This is a genomic window from Haemophilus sp. SZY H56, from assembly GCF_054332415.1.
Genome location: NZ_JBTGNX010000002.1, coordinates 97,713 through 114,306 on the forward strand (window position 1 = coordinate 97,713; position 16,594 = coordinate 114,306).

The following is a 16,594-nucleotide window of genomic DNA, read 5'->3' on the forward strand; positions in this document are numbered from 1 at the left end:
AAAAAACTCCCCTCTTTAAAAGAGAGGGGAGGACTCTTTATCTCACTAATGCTTTCGGCTCTTCTACGTTCTTCAACAACGCATATTTTTCAATCCAGCCAATCACACCGTCTAAATTTTCTTTCTTCATTAAGTTGGTAAAGATAAACGGTTGGCCGTTACGCATACGGCGTGCATCATGTTCCATGACGCTTAAATCCGCACCAACGAATGGTGCAAGGTCTGTTTTGTTAATCACTAATAAATCAGAACGAGTAATACCCGGTCCACCTTTACGCGGGATTTTTTCACCTTGTGCAACGTCAATCACGAAAATTGTCACATCTGCTAAATCGGGGCTAAAAGTTGCCGATAAGTTATCACCACCGGATTCAATAAAGACAATTTCCACATCAGGAAAACGCGCCACCATTTCATCAACCGCTTCTAAATTCATTGAGGCATCCTCACGAATTGCCGTATGTGGGCAACCACCTGTCTCAACCCCCATAATTCGCTCTGGCGGAAGTAAACTATTTTTAGTTAAAAATTCCGCATCTTCTTGGGTGTAAATATCGTTAGTAATCACTGCCACGCTATATTGACTCGCCATTTCACGAGTCAGTTTTTCAATTAAGGCAGTTTTGCCCGCGCCAACAGGGCCTGCCACGCCAATTTTAATGTAGTTACGCATAATGTTCCTTTCGTTTTCGATGATCACAGAAAAAGCCCATAAGCACCTCTGTGATAGTAAAATCTCAATAAAAAATGATCGCACTTACGACATATAAAGTCGCGTATAAAGTACTTCGTGTTGCATTGCTCGTATATCATTCGCAAGCGTTGCAGCACCCAGCCAATCTAAATCGGGTTCTAAACTTAATTCCACAGCTTGAACAAGAGATGCTCGTAAATCGAACAAAATATCTTGCCCGTCCATTTGACTAAGGGGAATGAGTTTTACGCCATTGGTAATGGTGCCGACTGCTGCATTGTAGTAGAACGCATACAAGGTATCCGCTTTGCTGAGCCCCATCGCTTGCGCCACCATAGCAAACACAATCGGGAAATAGCCTTGCACGGCTTTATTTTGAATCGCTTGCTGAAATTGGCTCAACATTGGATGTTGTTCATAGCGGATAAAAATTTTTAATAACCGCACGCCGAGCTTGAAACTGCCTTCGCGGCTTTCTCGCGCAATTTTGGTCGCAGATAACGAATGGTCTAATTCACACAAACGGTTAAAATCATTGGCAGTCATTGCATCAAATGCGAGGGAAAGATACGATCCATCATTATATATCCAGTTCTGCAATAACTGCGTTTGAACATATTCTTCAAGACTTGCTTTAGTCGAAACAACGCCTTGCTGAACAAAGGTTTCTAAACCGTTTGAATGGTTAAAGCCGCCGATTGGTAAAGTGGGGTCAACCAAGTGCAACAATGCGCCTAAATCTGTCAGGCTTCGGTTTAATGTTGGTGCCAATTGCCGTCTCCATGATGGTGATAGCCATGATGATCGTGCGTATGGCTATGCGAATGCCCGTGTCCTTGTGCAGAATTTGCTCTTAAGGCTTGGCTCAAACGACGCTCTGCTTTTTGTGGGTTAAACCCTGCCGCGTCTAACCATTCAAACATAGGCTTATCGTAAGGCAACGTGACTTCATCACCATCTAAAAAGAGCGGTGAATGTTTATTGCCAATTTCATAACAAGCGCGAGCCATTTCAGGCAAGGTTTTCGGCGAAAGTAGAATGACTTCACTCGGTAAAATTTCAATCGCAATCACTAATTCATCACTGATAAAAACCACATCATCGTGTTTTAAACGTTGTCCTTCTTTTAGCAAGCGAAATGCCACTTCACGCCCCGTATTTGTGGTTTTACGCAGAATATTGCGCTCACTTTCATACCAATGTAATGCTACACATTCTATAGTTTGATGTGTAATTTTGCCTTCAGCTTGAAGACTAGCTAAATCGCCTAAAACGGTATCCATAATAGGCAGAATAGGGTTGATGATTTTCATATTTATAAATTCGAAAGTAGTGCGTGTTATACACGCACTGTCTTTATTATTGAATAGTGTGTATTTTTATTAGAACAAGAAATACCGTTGTCCTAATGGCACCGTATCCACAGGTTCGCAAGTAATGAGCTCACCATCTACACGCACTTCATAGCGTTCTGGATCCACCGTGATTTCAGGCGTAGCATTGTTGTGAACGAGATCTTTTTTACCTACGTTGCGGCAGCCTTTCACCGCAATGGTTTCTTTGTGTAAACCGAATCTTGCACGAATATCGGCTTTTTCAGCGGCTTGTGAAATAAAGAATACCGCGGTTTGTGCTGTGGCTAAGCCTTGTGCACCATACATTGGACGGTAGAATACAGGTTGCGGTGTTGGAATAGAGGCATTTGGATCGCCCATTTTAGCGTAGCTAATAAAGCCTTTTTTAATGACCACTTCCGGTTTTACCCCAAAGAACATAGGTTTCCACAACACGATATCTGCGATTTTACCCACTTCTAACGAACCAATATGATCCGCAATACCATGTGCAATTGCCGGGTTAATAGTGTATTTTGCAATGTAGCGTTTAATACGGAAGTTATCGTTTCCTTCATTGCCTAGCTCACCACGTTGCATTTTCATTTTATCTGCGGTTTGCCATGTGCGAATCACTACCTCGCCAATACGTCCCATCGCTTGAGAGTCAGAACTCATAATCGAGAACACGCCCATATCATGCAAAATATCTTCTGCAGCAATGGTTTCAGGGCGGATACGGCTATCGGCAAAAGCTACGTCTTCCGGTACGCGTTTATCTAAGTGATGGCAAACCATCAACATATCTAAATGTTCATCAATAGTGTTTTTGGTAAACGGACGAGTTGGGTTGGTTGAAGCGGGTAATACGTTTGGATACATCGCAGCTTTAATAATGTCAGGCGCATGACCGCCACCCGCACCTTCGGTATGGAAGGTGTGAATCACACGTCCATCAATCGCTTTCATGGTATCTTCTAAGAAGCCACTTTCATTTAGCGTGTCGGTATGAATTGCCACTTGAATATCCATTTCATCAGCCACTTTTAAGGCAGAATCAATCACAGCTGGCGTTGCACCCCAGTCTTCATGGATTTTTAGACCTAATGCGCCTGCTTCAATTTGCTCACGTAGTGGATCTAAAGTTGAACAGTTTCCTTTACCAAAAAAACCTACGTTTACAGGCAGTGCTTCTGCTGCTTGGAACATGCGTTCCATATACCATGCACCCGGTGTGCAAGTGGTCGCGTGTGTACCATCAGCAGGGCCTGTTCCGCCACCAATTAACGTGGTAACTCCGCTTTCAATCGCATGTTGCGCTTGTTGCGGACAAATAAAGTGAATGTGGGTATCAATACCGCCTGCGGTCGCAATTAAATGTGCGCCATTATGTACTTCCGTGCTTGCACCGATAATCATATTTGGCGTGACGTTATCCATGGTGTCTGGGTTGCCTGCTTGACCGATGCCGACAATACGCCCATCGCGAATACCAATATCGGCTTTGATAATGCCTAATTTAGCATCAATGATCATCACATTGGTAATCACAAAATCCAATACATTTGAATTATCACGAGTTGCGGTACCGCTTTGCGCCATGCCGTCGCGCACACTTTTACCGCCACCAAATTTACATTCATCACCTTTGGTCAATAAATCTTGTTCAATGGTTGCCCATAAATTGGTATCGCCTAAACGGACTCTATCGCCGACGGTTGGACCATAAGTTGCGACATATTGTGCTCTTGAAATTGTTAATGACATTTTTCTCTACCTTATAATTTGCCATCAATTTGATTATGAAAGCCATAAATGGTTTCTTTTCCACCAAATGCGACTAATTCTACGGATTTCACTTCACCCGGTTCAAAACGTATTGCATTGCCAGATGGCACATTTAAACGCATTCCGCGCGCTAAAGTGCGGTCAAATTTAAGGGCATTATTGGTCTCAAAAAAATGGTAATGGGAACCGACTTGGATTGGACGGTCGCCTGAATTGGTTACTTCGATTATCACTGTTTTTCTGCCGGCATTAGCGAGAATATCGCCTTCGGCTAATTGGTATTCACCTGGGATCATATCTTGGTTCCTTGTAGGGTGGGCTTTAGCCCACCATTGATATTTTTATTTTGGTGGGCTAAAGCCCACCCTACGGTTATCTGATTGGATTATGCACGGTAACAAGTTTCGTCCCATCTGGGAAAGTTGCTTCAATTTGTACTTCGTGTACCATCTCAGCGACGCCTTCCATCACATCTTCAACGGTGAGTAGGGTTGCTCCATATTGCATGACTTCCGCCACACTCATACCATCTCTTGCCGCTTCTTGTAAATGGCTGGCAATGTACGCGATTGCCTCAGGATAGTTTAATTTTACGCCACGAGCTTTACGTTTTGCTGCAAGTTCACCAGCTAAAAAGAGCATTAATTTTTCTTGTTCTCTTGAGGTTAAATGCATTCTGTTTTTCCTTATTTTTGTATTATGTAAAGTACGATGAATTTTACGTAAAAAAAGTTAAATAGGAAAAGTATTTTATTAAATTTTTTTAATATATAACCCTTGAAATGAAAAAAACTCTCCTCATATAGGAATAGTATTTATCAATTCTTAAGAAGGAAATTAATCATGAATATTCGTCCTTTACACGATCGTGTAATCGTTAAACGTGAAGAAGTCGAAACCCGTTCAGCTGGTGGTATCGTATTAACCGGTTCTGCAGCGACTAAATCAACCCGTGCGAAAGTATTGGCAGTGGGTAAAGGTCGTATTTTGGAAAATGGTACCGTTCAACCTTTAGATGTAAAAGTTGGCGATACGGTCATTTTCAATGATGGTTATGGCGTAAAAAGTGAAAAGATCGATGATGAAGAAGTGTTAATCATTTCTGAAAACGATATTTTGGCGATTGTGGAATAATTTAAATTAAGGAAAAAAGAAAATGGCAGCAAAAGATGTAAAATTTGGTAACGATGCACGCGTAAAAATGCTTAAAGGCGTGAATGTATTAGCCGATGCAGTAAAAGTGACCCTTGGCCCTAAAGGTCGTAATGTCATTTTAGATAAATCATTTGGTGCACCAACCATCACCAAAGATGGTGTATCTGTCGCACGTGAAATTGAATTAGAAGATAAATTTGAAAACATGGGTGCACAAATGGTGAAAGAGGTTGCCTCTAAAGCTAATGATGCAGCCGGTGATGGTACAACAACTGCAACAGTACTTGCTCAAGCTATTGTAAATGAAGGTTTAAAAGCTGTGGCGGCAGGTATGAATCCAATGGATTTAAAACGCGGTATCGATAAAGCGGTAAGTGCGGTTGTTTCTGAGCTTAAAAATTTATCTAAACCTTGTGAAACTTCTAAAGAAATTGAGCAAGTAGGGACAATTTCGGCTAACTCTGACAGCATTGTGGGTCAATTAATTGCTCAAGCAATGGAAAAAGTGGGTAAAGAAGGCGTGATTACTGTAGAAGACGGTACAGGTCTTGACGATGAATTAGCCGTTGTGGAAGGGATGCAATTCGATCGTGGTTACTTATCACCTTATTTCATTAACAAACCAGAAACGGCAACGGTTGAATTAGATAACCCATACATTCTTTTAGTAGATAAAAAAGTATCAAACATTCGCGAATTACTTCCAGTATTAGAAGGTGTGGCAAAAGCGGGTAAACCATTATTAATTATCGCTGAAGATATCGAAGGTGAAGCACTTGCAACCTTAGTGGTGAATACCATGCGCGGTATCGTAAAAGTGGCTGCAGTAAAAGCGCCAGGCTTTGGTGATCGTCGTAAAGCAATGTTACAAGATATTGCGATCTTAACAGCGGGTACCGTGATTTCTGAAGAAATCGGTATGGAACTTGAAAAAGCGACATTAGAAGATTTAGGTCAAGCAAAACGTGTAGTCATCAACAAAGACAATACCACTATTATCGATGGTGTAGGTGATGAAGCACAAATCAAAGGTCGTGTGGCTCAAATTCGTCAACAAATCGAAGAATCAACGTCTGATTACGACAAAGAAAAACTTCAAGAACGAGTGGCTAAACTTGCCGGCGGTGTGGCTGTAATCAAAGTCGGTGCAGCAACTGAAGTTGAAATGAAAGAGAAAAAAGATCGTGTGGATGATGCGTTACACGCAACTCGTGCAGCAGTTGAAGAAGGTATTGTTGCAGGTGGTGGTGTAGCCTTAGTTCGTGCAGCTGGCAAAGTGGCTGCAACCTTAAAAGGTGATAACGAAGAACAAGATGTAGGTATCAAACTTGCATTACGTGCAATGGAAGCGCCACTTCGTCAAATCGTCACTAACGCAGGTGAAGAAGCATCGGTCGTGGCAAGTGCGGTTAAAAATGGCGAAGGAAACTTCGGTTATAACGCGGGTACTGAACAGTACGGTGATATGATCGAAATGGGTATTTTAGATCCAACTAAAGTCACTCGTTCAGCGTTACAATTCGCGGCTTCTGTAGCGGGCTTAATGATCACCACAGAATGTATGGTCACCGATCTTCCAAAAGATGATAAAGCCGATTTAGGTGCTGCCGGCATGGGCGGTATGGGAGGCATGGGCGGAATGATGTAATTCCCCTTTGCGAAAGAAAGTGCGATCGTTTTCTTTATAGAAATGCGATCGCATTTTTATTTGTGTGGTGCTACACTTTAATGGTTTTCGATGATTTTATAGGTATAACAATGACAATTTCCCAAACTGAACTTAATCAACAACTCAAATCTGCTGGTATTGGTATTAATGCGACTGAATTACATGGTTTTTTGAGTGGCTTAATTTGTGGTGGACTGAAAGATCAAAGCTGGTTACCGCTTTTATATCAATTCAGTAACGATAACCACGCCTATCCAACCTCATTAATTCAGCCAATTACCGAAATCTATGAGCAGATAGGTAAAACCTTAGGGGATGTAAAAGGGTTTGATTTTGAATTGGGCTTAACAGAAGATGAGAGCGTGTTTGCCCGTGCAGACAGTTTATCAGACTGGGCAAACCAATTTTTACTGGGCTTAGGTCTTGTTCAGACAGAATTGGATAAAGAAAAAGGTGAAATTGGCGAAGCGGTAGATGATTTACAAGATATTTGTCAGCTTGGTTATGATGAAGAAGATGACGAAGAAGAGCTTGCTGAAGCCTTAGAAGAAATTATTGAATATGTTCGCACCATTGCGATGTTGTTTTACACGCATTTCAACGATGATGCACAAGAAATAAAACCGATATTACATTAAAAGGAGCGAAACATGGATCTCGCATACATGGCGGCATTACCGCAAGAGGAATTTACTGAACGTCGTCAAAAAGTGTTAGCTCAAATGCAGCCAAATTCTGCCTTGTTGCTATTTTCCGAAATTGAAAAACGTCGTAATAACGACTGTGATTTTCCTTTTCGTCAAGACAGTTACTTTTGGTATTTAACGGGTTTTAATGAGCCAAATGCAGTGTTGTTATTGATTAAAACGGAAGATGCGGAAAAGGCGGTTGTATTTCTTCGTCCGCGAGATCCTTTGCTTGAAACCTGGCATGGTCGCCGATTAGGTGTTGAGCGAGCACCGCAAAAACTCAATGTTGATGAAGCCTATTCTATTGATGATTTCAAAACTGAATTTTCAAAATTAACGGAAAAATTGACCGCACTTTATCATGTGGCAGCTCGCCATCCTTGGGGCGATAAATTAATAGCTGAAAGTGCGGTGAAATTTTACGCTGTTTTTGATTGGCAGCCGATGTTAAGTGGGATGCGCTTAATTAAATCACCAAATGAAATTCGATTAATGCAGCAAGCTGGACAAATTACAGCATTTGGACATATTAAAGCGATGCAAGTGACTCGTCCAAATCGTTTTGAATATGAAATTGAAAGCGAAATTCTACATGAATTTAATCGTCATGGTGCAAGATTCCCGTCTTACAATTCGATTATTGCGGGAGGCGACAATGCCTGTATTTTGCACTACACTGAAAATGATCAACCATTAAAAGATGGCGATCTAGTGTTAATTGATGCAGGTTGTGAGTTTGCAATGTATGCGGGTGATATCACACGTACGTTCCCTGTAAATGGTAAATTTACCCAGCCTCAACGTGAGATTTATGAATTAGTCTTAAAAGCACAAAAACGCGCGATTGAGCTATTAGTGCCAGGAAATTCAATTAAATTGGCGAATGACGAAGTGATTCGTATTAAGACTCAAGGCTTGGTGGATTTAGGTATCTTGAAAGGGGATGTAGATAAGCTGATTGAAGAAAAAGCTTATCGTCAATTTTATATGCATGGTTTAGGCCATTGGCTTGGCTTGGATGTGCACGATGTTGGCCACTATGATGATGATCGTAGCCGCACGCTTGAAGTGGGGATGATCATCACTGTTGAGCCAGGTATTTATATTTCAGAAGAGGCGGATGTGCCAGCTCAATATAAAGGCATTGGTGTGCGTATTGAGGATAATTTGCTGATGACTGAATATGGTAATAAAAATCTGACCGCGGCGGCACCAAAAGAAATCGATGACATTGAAAATTTAATGAAAAATTGAGAAGAATTCTCAAAATTGTGATCTAGTGCAAGTTTTTCCTGTCGCCAAAGTGCTACTATGCAACTAGATAACAAAAGGTCAATTAAATCAGTAAGGAGTTGATTATGTATAAACACGTTTTAGTGGCGGTAGATCTTTCTGATGAAAGTGAATTTCTACTCAAAAAAGCCGTGGGAATTGCAAAACGCAATGATGCGCAACTTTCCATTATCCATGTAGATGTAAACTTCTCGGATCTCTATACTGGTTTAATTGATATCAATATGTCATCCATGCAAGATAGAATTTCGAGTGAAACCCAAAAAGCGCTAATTAATTTAGCGGAACATGCGGGTTATCCAGTGAAAGAAAAATTGAGTGGTAGCGGTGATCTAGGTCAAGTTTTGACAGATGCTATTGAACAGTATGATGTAGATCTACTCGTGACAGGTCATCACCAAGATTTCTGGAGTAAATTAATGTCTTCAACACGCCAGGTGATGAATACCATTAAAATTGATATGTTGGTTGTGCCACTTCGCGACGAATAGTGATCAAAAATTATTTTAGCCCTATTAAAATAACGTAAATTTTAACCGCACTTCTCAATTAATGCAGTAGAGTGCGGTTTTCTTTTTTAATATCAGTGAAAAAGCCTTTTTCTCTAGGGCAAAATGTGCAAGAATAGTAAGCTTATTTTATAAATCGTGATCGAGATAGAGACACAAGGTTTTATCAATGAAAACAACAGCAGAAATTAGACAGTCATTCCTTGATTTTTTCCATAGCAAAGGACATCAGGTCGTCGAAAGCGGTTCGCTTGTGCCTGAAAACGATCCGACATTGCTTTTTACCAATGCCGGGATGAATCAATTTAAAGACGTGTTCCTTGGTATGGACAAACGTCCTTACTCACGTGCGACAACTGCACAACGTTGTGTGCGAGCAGGTGGTAAGCATAATGACTTAGAAAACGTCGGTTATACGGCGCGTCACCATACTTTCTTTGAAATGCTCGGTAACTTCAGTTTTGGCGACTATTTCAAACATGATGCGATTAATTTTGCGTGGGAGTATTTAACTTCTCCACAATGGCTTGGGTTACCAAAAGAAAAATTATGGGTCACCGTGTATGAAACTGATAATGAAGCTTATGATATTTGGCATAAAGAGGTTGGTGTGCCAGCAGCGCGTATTATTCGTATCGGTGATAACAAAGGTGCGCCTTATGCATCAGATAACTTCTGGGCAATGGGTGACACAGGTCCTTGTGGTCCATGTACTGAAATTTTCTACGATCACGGTGATCACATTTGGGGTGGACCTCCAGGCTCACCAGAAGAAGATGGTGACCGCTATATTGAAATTTGGAACGTGGTATTCATGCAATTTAACCGTCTAGCAGACGGTACCATGGAAAAATTACCACGTCCATCGGTTGATACGGGGATGGGTTTAGAGCGTATTTCTGCCGTATTACAGCACGTAAATTCTAACTATGAGATCGATATTTTCCAAAAATTAATTGCAAAAACCGCAGAAATCGTAGGAACAACAGATTTAACTAATAAATCATTACGCGTAATTGCAGACCACATTCGTTCTTGTGCATATTTAATTGCAGATGGCGTGATTCCATCAAACGAAGGTCGCGGTTATGTATTGCGTCGTATTATTCGTCGTGCAGTACGTCATGGTCACTTGTTAGGGGCAAAAGAAGCGTTCTTCTATAAACTTGTGCCAACCTTAATTGAAGTCATGGCAGAAGCAGGAAAAGAAGTTAAAGAAAAACAAGCCAATGTCGAAAAATTACTTCGTTTAGAAGAAGAACAATTTGCTCGTACATTAGAGCGCGGATTAAGCTTGTTAGATAATGCGCTAGCTCAAGTGAAAGATGGTGTGTTGTCAGGTGAAGTTGCCTTTAAACTTTATGATACTTATGGCTTCCCACTTGATTTAACCGCAGACGTATGTCGTGAACGTGATATTGCAATTGATGAAGCAGGTTTTGAGCGTGAAATGGAAGCACAACGTTTACGCGCACAATCTGCAAGCCAATTCGGCATGGATTACAACAATGTTATTCGTGTAGAAGGTGAAACGAAATTTGAAGGTTATACTGAATCAGAATCTTTAGCCAAAGTGACCGCACTTTTCCATGATGGTAAATCAGTAGAGAGTATTACTGCAGGTCAAAGTGCCGTGGTGATTTTAGAAAACACTCCATTCTATGCAGAATCGGGTGGCCAAATTGGTGACAGTGGTTATTTAACCGCTCAAGGTATTCAGTTTAATGTAAAAGATACTCAAAAATATGGTCAAGTATTCGGTCATATTGGTGAGTTAGAACAAGGCAGTTTAAAAGTCGGACAAACGGTCAATGCGGTTGTGGATGCAGCAAGACGTCATCAAACGTCACTTAACCATTCTGCAACACACTTATTACATGCCGCGTTGCGTCAAGTTTTAGGTCACCATGTAGTGCAAAAAGGATCATTAGTATCCGATACCGCATTACGTTTTGACTTTGCCCATCCGGAAGCGATTACCAAAGCACAGCTTAACGAAATTGAAACCTTGGTAAACCAAAAAGTACGTGAGAATTATGTGGTTCAAACGGACGTAATGGATATCGAAGCGGCAAAAGCGAAAGGTGCAATGGCGTTATTCGGTGAAAAATATGCTGATGTGGTACGTGTTTTAACAATGGGTGATTTCTCCGTTGAACTTTGTGGTGGCATTCATGCTAAACGTACTGGTGATATCGGTTTATTTAAAATTGTGGCGGAAACTGCAGTTGCAGCAGGTGTTCGTCGTATTGAAGCGGTAACGGGTGAAAATGCAATGAATTGGTTACATAATCAACAACGCATTCTTGCTCAAAGTGCAGATTTATTTAAATCTGACGTTAATACCCTTGTTGAGAAGATTCAGCAACTTCAAGATAAAGCGAAGAAAGCAGAAAAAGAATTACAAGGATTAAAAGAAAAAGCCGCAATGCAAGCGGGATCCGATTTAGTGAAAAGTGCGATTAAAATTAATGATGTTTCTGTAATCGTACATCAACTAGACGGAATTGAAACTAAATCGTTACGTGTGATGGTTGATAATTTAAAAAATCAACTTGGTTCAGGCGTAATTGTATTTGCATCTATTTTAGATGATAAAGTCAACCTCGTCGTTGGCGTAACAAGCGACTTAACTACTAAAGTGAAGGCTGGTGAGCTAGTGAATTTAATGGCTCAGCAAGTTGGTGGAAAAGGCGGTGGTCGCCCTGATATGGCAATGGCAGGAGGCTCCCAACCAGAAAACGTGGGCCTAGCATTAACAGTCGCACAAAACTGGTTAAGCAATAATCTGTAGTACAAGCAGGTCGGTGGGATGCCGATCTTTACTTGATTGATAGGGATATCTAATAAATGCAAACTAAGGAGATAAAAGATGTTAATCTTAACTCGAAAAGTTGGCGAAAGTGTTCTTATTGGAGACGATATTTCTATCACGGTTTTGAGTGTACGTGGAAATCAAGTCAAACTCGGTGTACAAGCACCTAAAGAAGTATCCGTTCACCGAGAGGAAATTTACCAACGAATTCTGCAGTCAAAAGATGAACATGTAGATGGTACATCTTAGGTGTACGAGTTTTATGAATGTTTTGACATTCTGTTTATACTTTAATTAACGTTCTTTCGAAAATTAAACCCGTTGGTTTGCAAAATTTTAAATAACGGAAATTTGAGTCATAAAAGGTAGAGAAGGAACTTTTCCAACTTGAATCTATTAATATTTAATAAATAATGACCGCACTTTTGTTCAAGAAGTGTGGTCATTGAATATTTAAACAAAAAGGAAAATTAATGAAAGCAATTATTCCCGTAGCTGGTTTAGGTACTCGTATGTTGCCAGCAACAAAAGCGATTCCAAAAGAAATGTTAACGCTTGTGGATAAACCACTGATTCAATATGTTGTGAATGAATGTGTGGCTGCAGGCATCAAAGAGATTGTGTTAGTTACACATTCATCTAAAAATGCCATTGAAAACCACTTTGATACGTCTTTTGAGTTGGAAACAATGTTAGAGAAACGTGTTAAACGCCAGCTTCTAGAAGAGGTGCGTTCTATTTGCCCTAAAGATGTAACTATTATGCATGTTCGTCAGGGCAATGCGAAAGGTTTGGGGCATGCGGTGTTATGTGGTCGCCCAGTTGTTGGAAATGAGCCATTTGCAGTGGTGTTACCTGATGTGCTTTTAGCGGATTTTACGGCAAATCAAAAGAAAGAAAATCTTTCTGCGATGATTAAACGTTTCAAAGAAACCAAAGCGAGCCAAATTATGGTAGCGCCTGTTTCCGCTGATGAAGTGAGTAGCTATGGTATTGCTGATTGTGGTGGCGTAGAGTTAAAAGGTGGTGATAGCGTCAAAATTAACAGCATTGTTGAAAAACCCTCTGTTGAAGATGCACCATCAAATCTTGCGGTTGTAGGTCGTTATGTATTCTCTGCTGAAATCTGGGATTTATTAGAAAGAACACCTGTTGGTGTGGGGGATGAAATCCAATTAACGGATGCGATCGATATGCTTATAGAGAAAGAGATTGTTGAAGCATTCCATATGACTGGAAGAAGCTTTGACTGTGGTGATAAGATTGGCTATATGGAAGCTTTTGTAGAATATGGTCTTCGTCATGATAAATTAGGCAAAGAGTTTAAAGCTTTCCTAAAAGATCTTGTAAAAACCTTATAATTGATTGAAACCACCGAAAGGTGGTTTTTATTTATCTTATCTAGATTGCTATACTTTTAGCCGTCTAGATTGTTATTTTGCTTATTTTTCATTAAAATACAGACAAATTATCAGGTTATTTAAGGTGCATTATGGCAAACTGGGATGGCAAATATATTAGCCCTTATGCAGAACATGGCAAAAAGAGCGAGCAAGTCAAAAAAATTACCGTTTCTATTCCAATTAAAGTATTGGAAATTTTGACGAATGAGCGTACACGTCGTCAGCTGAAAAGTTTGCGCCATGCAACAAATAGTGAATTGCTTTGTGAGGCATTCTTGCATGCTTTTACGGGGCAGCCATTACCGACGGATGCGGATTTAATGAAAGAACGCCATGATGAGATTCCTGAAAATGCTAAAAAGATCATGTGTGATTTAGGCATTGATCCTGAAATCTGGGAATATTAATTTTATCCTTTTAATCCTTCCAAAATACTGCATTCAGGGCATTCATTGCCCTGACAAGCGTTATGCCATCGTTCTAATTCCTCTACCATTTTTTGCAAGTGATAAATTTGTTCATTCAACATTTTTATATGTTGCGTCGTGAGTGCTTTCACTTCTCGGCTACTACGATTGGGATTATCTTGTAATTGCAAAAGCTGGCGAATTTGTTGGAGTGAAAACCCTACATCTCGAGAGTGACGAATAAAACGTAGTCGTTCTAAATCCTTTTCTTCATAATGGCGATAGCCAGAAAGGCTGCGTTGTGCAGGTTTTAATAAGCCAGATTTCTCATAATCCCGAATTTGTTTACTTGATAAACCGACTAATTTTGCTACTTCACTGATATTCATAAAAAAAACTTGACCTTAACCTTATGTTAAGGTTTATAGTAAGCTTAATTTCAATCTATATCAATAATTAAGGAGTAAATATGAAATCAATTACATTACATGTAACAGGAATGACTTGTGGTGGTTGTGTGAAAAGTGTCACAAGAGTATTGGAAGAACTCAATGGCGTCGAAAAAGCCGTTGTAACACTTGATGAAGGTAAAGCAGTGATTACCTTTGATGAAAGTGCGGTCAGTATTGCACAATTAATTGAAACAATTGAAGACGCAGGTTTTTATGCAACAGAATAAAAAAATAGCCATTCAAATCGAGGGGATGACTTGCCAATCCTGTGCGAATCGGATTGAAAAGATGCTGAATTGAAAAGATTTTGTCTCTGAAGCGGGTGTGAATTTTGCGGCGGAGGAAGCGCACGTAGTATTTGATTCATCTCAGGCTTCAGAACAAGATATTTTAACCATTATTCAAAAAGCGGGATTTAATGGCATTCTAAAGAAAAATGTGTTGCCTAGTACGCCCAATGAAACGAAGATCAGTCCGCGTTTATGGTTGCTTTTGTTCATTAACATTCCTTTTTTAATCGGAATGATCGGGATGATGTTTAATCATCATTCTTGGATGATGCCGCCAATGTGGCAATTTGTTCTTGCGAGCATTGTGCAACTTGGGTTAGCCATTCCTTTTTATAAAGGTGCGATTGGTAGTATTCGAGGTGGTTTGGCCAATATGGATGTACTGGTGAGTACTGGTACGTTGGCGATTTATCTCTATTCGGTCTTTATGCTGTTTTATCATCAGTCAATGGGACATGATGGCGCATCTCATGTCTATTTTGAAGCATCGGTGATGGTCATCGGTTTTGTCAGCCTAGGGAAATTTCTTGAGGAAAGAACGAAGAAACAAAGCTTAAATAGTTTAGGGCTATTATTACAGCTCACCCCAAAACAAGTGAGTGTTCAACGTGAAAATCGTTGGGAAACGATTCCTCTCGATCAAGTAAAAATAGGCGATATTTTAAGGGCTAATCAAGGTGAACGTATCGCAGCTGATGGCGTAGTTGAACAGGGGAGTGGTTGGTGCGATGAGAGTCATTTAACCGGTGAATCTCAACCATTAGAAAAAATGTCTCAAAGCCCTGTGCTTGCAGGGGCAATGGTGACACAAGGTAGCCTTATTTATCGAGCTAATCAACTTGGTCAGCAAACCCTATTGGGTGATATGATGAAAGCTCTTTCTGAGGCGCAAGGTACAAAAGCACCGATTGCTCGTTTTGCTGATAAGGTCGCTGCTGTCTTTGTACCTGCCGTGTTATTGATTTCGGCACTAACATTTGGATTAACTTGGTGGATAAAAGGAGATTGGGTTACCGCCTTAATTCATTCGGTAGCCGTGTTAGTTATCGCTTGTCCTTGTGCGTTAGGGCTTGCCACGCCAGCTGCCATAATGGTAGGTATGGGCAAAGCAGTCAATGTAGGCATTTGGTTTAAAGATGCAGCATCTATGGAAGAGGCAGCGCATGTGGATACGGTGGTATTAGACAAAACAGGAACGTTAACTCAAGGAGAGCTCAAAATCGCTGCGGTTTGGCAATCACAAAGTGCGGTCTATTCTGAGGAAGATTTGTATCGTATTGCGGCTTCCGTCGAACAAAATGCCAATCATCCTTTAGCTAAAGCGATAGTCCTGGCTGCACAGGAAAAATCGCTTGAAATTCCGACCGCACTTTCAGTTCATTCAGAAGTAGGACAGGGGATTTCTGCCCACATTGATGGAATAGGTTTGGTTAAAGTAGGTAAACCGACTTATTGTGAATTAACCTTACCAGATAATATGCCTCAAATTTGGCAAATTGCGAGTATTGTTGCAGTATCTGTAGATAACAGTCCAATTGGTGCTTTTGCATTAGCAGATAGTCTAAAAGAGGATAGCTTGCAGGCGATTCAGCGTTTACATCAACATAATATTGATGTGGTGATGATGAGTGGTGATCAGCAATCTGTCGTGGATTATGTTGCTCAACAAATCGGTATAAAAACGGCGAAGGGTAATTGTAGTCCTCGTGATAAAGCAACCTATATTAAGGCATTACGTCAGCAAGGCAAAGTAGTAGCAATGGTTGGTGATGGTGTGAATGATGCACCAGCCTTAGCGATGGCTAATGTCAGTTTTGCGATGAAATCGGGTTCTGATGTTGCAGAGCAAACCGCATCGGCGACACTCATGCAGCATTCGGTGGATCAATTAGTCGATGGCTTAATGATTTCTCGCGCGACATTAAAGAATATTAAACAAAACTTATTCTTTGCTCTCATTTACAATGTGCTAGGTATTCCACTTGCCGCATTGGGCTATCTAAGTCCTATATTAGCGGGCGCAGCAATGGCGATGAGTTCGCTTTCTGTGCTGTCCAATGCGTTGCGATTAAAACGAGTGAAAATTAAATAAGAAA

General features: G+C 40.6%; 17 protein-coding genes and 1 pseudogene. 11 read left to right on the plus strand and 7 right to left on the minus strand.

The window, feature by feature from the left end:
- Positions 1-37 precede the first annotated feature (37 nt).
- From ureG to ureA, 6 genes are all read right to left on the minus strand, one after another.
- A complete protein-coding gene (gene ureG, locus ACXVWP_RS02350; RefSeq protein ID WP_126470651.1) occupies positions 38-673 on the minus strand; it encodes an urease accessory protein UreG in 636 nt (211 codons plus the stop codon).
- Positions 674-757: 84 nt separating this feature from the next.
- Complete coding sequence (locus tag ACXVWP_RS02355) at positions 758-1,465, minus strand: urease accessory protein UreF (RefSeq protein WP_289901531.1); 708 nt, start codon at positions 1,463-1,465, stop codon at positions 758-760.
- Entirely contained in the window at positions 1,450-2,007 is a 558-nt protein-coding gene (gene ureE, locus ACXVWP_RS02360) for an urease accessory protein UreE (RefSeq protein ID WP_126470655.1), read from the minus strand. Before ureE ends, ACXVWP_RS02355 begins: the two co-directional genes overlap by 16 nt.
- A gap of 69 nt (positions 2,008-2,076) precedes the next feature.
- On the minus strand, positions 2,077-3,795 hold the full coding sequence (gene ureC / locus ACXVWP_RS02365) for an urease subunit alpha (protein ID WP_289901530.1): 1,719 nt from the start codon (positions 3,793-3,795) through the stop codon (positions 2,077-2,079).
- Between the two features lie 11 nt (positions 3,796-3,806).
- Positions 3,807-4,112 (minus strand): urease subunit beta, encoded by a 306-nt coding sequence (ureB, locus tag ACXVWP_RS02370; protein WP_289901529.1) that lies wholly within the window; start codon positions 4,110-4,112, stop codon positions 3,807-3,809.
- Between the two features lie 76 nt (positions 4,113-4,188).
- Complete coding sequence (gene ureA, locus ACXVWP_RS02375; protein WP_049356356.1) at positions 4,189-4,491, minus strand: urease subunit gamma; 303 nt, start codon at positions 4,489-4,491, stop codon at positions 4,189-4,191.
- A gap of 168 nt (positions 4,492-4,659) precedes the next feature.
- Here ureA and ACXVWP_RS02380 point away from each other — a divergent pair, with 168 nt between their 5' ends.
- The 9 genes from ACXVWP_RS02380 (at position 4,660) to metJ (ending at position 13,756) form a co-directional block, all read left to right on the plus strand.
- Positions 4,660-4,950 (plus strand): co-chaperone GroES, encoded by a 291-nt coding sequence (locus tag ACXVWP_RS02380; RefSeq protein WP_126470663.1) that lies wholly within the window; start codon positions 4,660-4,662, stop codon positions 4,948-4,950.
- Between the two features lie 22 nt (positions 4,951-4,972).
- Entirely contained in the window at positions 4,973-6,619 is a 1,647-nt protein-coding gene (gene groL / locus ACXVWP_RS02385) for a chaperonin GroEL (protein ID WP_065244178.1), read from the plus strand.
- A gap of 110 nt (positions 6,620-6,729) precedes the next feature.
- Positions 6,730-7,278 carry a YecA/YgfB family protein gene (locus ACXVWP_RS02390; protein WP_297568793.1) on the plus strand — a complete coding sequence of 183 codons (549 nt, stop codon included), beginning with the start codon at positions 6,730-6,732 and terminating at the stop codon, positions 7,276-7,278.
- A gap of 12 nt (positions 7,279-7,290) precedes the next feature.
- Positions 7,291-8,583: a Xaa-Pro aminopeptidase gene (pepP, locus tag ACXVWP_RS02395; RefSeq protein WP_297568791.1), complete on the plus strand. Its 1,293-nt coding sequence runs from the start codon at positions 7,291-7,293 to the stop codon at positions 8,581-8,583.
- Between the two features lie 104 nt (positions 8,584-8,687).
- Complete coding sequence (uspA, locus tag ACXVWP_RS02400; protein ID WP_289901525.1) at positions 8,688-9,113, plus strand: universal stress protein UspA; 426 nt, start codon at positions 8,688-8,690, stop codon at positions 9,111-9,113.
- A gap of 187 nt (positions 9,114-9,300) precedes the next feature.
- A complete protein-coding gene (alaS, locus tag ACXVWP_RS02405) occupies positions 9,301-11,925 on the plus strand; it encodes an alanine--tRNA ligase (protein WP_329506645.1) in 2,625 nt (874 codons plus the stop codon).
- A gap of 78 nt (positions 11,926-12,003) precedes the next feature.
- The gene (csrA, locus tag ACXVWP_RS02410; protein ID WP_005698601.1) at positions 12,004-12,195 is read left to right on the plus strand and encodes a carbon storage regulator CsrA; all 192 of its coding nucleotides are present in this window, start codon (positions 12,004-12,006) and stop codon (positions 12,193-12,195) included.
- A gap of 224 nt (positions 12,196-12,419) precedes the next feature.
- On the plus strand, positions 12,420-13,307 hold the full coding sequence (gene galU / locus ACXVWP_RS02415) for a UTP--glucose-1-phosphate uridylyltransferase GalU (protein WP_111304382.1): 888 nt from the start codon (positions 12,420-12,422) through the stop codon (positions 13,305-13,307).
- A 131-nt stretch (positions 13,308-13,438) separates the two neighbouring features.
- Entirely contained in the window at positions 13,439-13,756 is a 318-nt protein-coding gene (gene metJ, locus ACXVWP_RS02420; RefSeq protein WP_297568780.1) for a met regulon transcriptional regulator MetJ, read from the plus strand.
- 2 nt (positions 13,757-13,758) lie between these two features.
- Here metJ and cueR read toward each other — a convergent pair whose 3' ends face one another.
- Positions 13,759-14,145, minus strand: coding sequence for a Cu(I)-responsive transcriptional regulator (gene cueR / locus ACXVWP_RS02425; RefSeq protein ID WP_297568778.1), 387 nt, complete (start codon positions 14,143-14,145; stop codon positions 13,759-13,761).
- A gap of 80 nt (positions 14,146-14,225) precedes the next feature.
- On the opposite strand from cueR, the gene ACXVWP_RS02430 reads away from it, so the two are divergent.
- A complete protein-coding gene (locus ACXVWP_RS02430; RefSeq protein ID WP_297568775.1) occupies positions 14,226-14,435 on the plus strand; it encodes a heavy-metal-associated domain-containing protein in 210 nt (69 codons plus the stop codon).
- A pseudogene (locus ACXVWP_RS02435) lies at positions 14,422-16,590 on the plus strand (heavy metal translocating P-type ATPase). The gene ACXVWP_RS02430 and the pseudogene ACXVWP_RS02435 overlap by 14 nt, the downstream one beginning before the upstream one ends.
- Positions 16,591-16,594: the final 4 nt, after the last annotated feature.

Excerpts from the sequence above, each read along its gene's own strand:
- ureC (WP_289901530.1), bottom strand. The coding sequence starts at position 3,795 with ATGTCATTAACAATTTCAAGAGCACAATATGTCGCAACTTATGGTCCA.
- metJ (WP_297568780.1), top strand. The coding sequence starts at position 13,439 with ATGGCAAACTGGGATGGCAAATATATTAGCCCTTATGCAGAACATGGC.
- cueR (WP_297568778.1), bottom strand. The coding sequence starts at position 14,145 with ATGAATATCAGTGAAGTAGCAAAATTAGTCGGTTTATCAAGTAAACAA.
- alaS (WP_329506645.1), top strand. The coding sequence starts at position 9,301 with ATGAAAACAACAGCAGAAATTAGACAGTCATTCCTTGATTTTTTCCAT.
- uspA (WP_289901525.1), top strand. The coding sequence starts at position 8,688 with ATGTATAAACACGTTTTAGTGGCGGTAGATCTTTCTGATGAAAGTGAA.
- ACXVWP_RS02380 (WP_126470663.1), top strand. The coding sequence starts at position 4,660 with ATGAATATTCGTCCTTTACACGATCGTGTAATCGTTAAACGTGAAGAA.
- pepP (WP_297568791.1), top strand. The coding sequence starts at position 7,291 with ATGGATCTCGCATACATGGCGGCATTACCGCAAGAGGAATTTACTGAA.
- ureB (WP_289901529.1), bottom strand. The coding sequence starts at position 4,112 with ATGATCCCAGGTGAATACCAATTAGCCGAAGGCGATATTCTCGCTAAT.
- galU (WP_111304382.1), top strand. The coding sequence starts at position 12,420 with ATGAAAGCAATTATTCCCGTAGCTGGTTTAGGTACTCGTATGTTGCCA.
- csrA (WP_005698601.1), top strand. The coding sequence starts at position 12,004 with ATGTTAATCTTAACTCGAAAAGTTGGCGAAAGTGTTCTTATTGGAGAC.
- ureG (WP_126470651.1), bottom strand. The coding sequence starts at position 673 with ATGCGTAACTACATTAAAATTGGCGTGGCAGGCCCTGTTGGCGCGGGC.
- groL (WP_065244178.1), top strand. The coding sequence starts at position 4,973 with ATGGCAGCAAAAGATGTAAAATTTGGTAACGATGCACGCGTAAAAATG.
- ureA (WP_049356356.1), bottom strand. The coding sequence starts at position 4,491 with ATGCATTTAACCTCAAGAGAACAAGAAAAATTAATGCTCTTTTTAGCT.
- ACXVWP_RS02390 (WP_297568793.1), top strand. The coding sequence starts at position 6,730 with ATGACAATTTCCCAAACTGAACTTAATCAACAACTCAAATCTGCTGGT.
- ACXVWP_RS02430 (WP_297568775.1), top strand. The coding sequence starts at position 14,226 with ATGAAATCAATTACATTACATGTAACAGGAATGACTTGTGGTGGTTGT.
- ureE (WP_126470655.1), bottom strand. The coding sequence starts at position 2,007 with ATGAAAATCATCAACCCTATTCTGCCTATTATGGATACCGTTTTAGGC.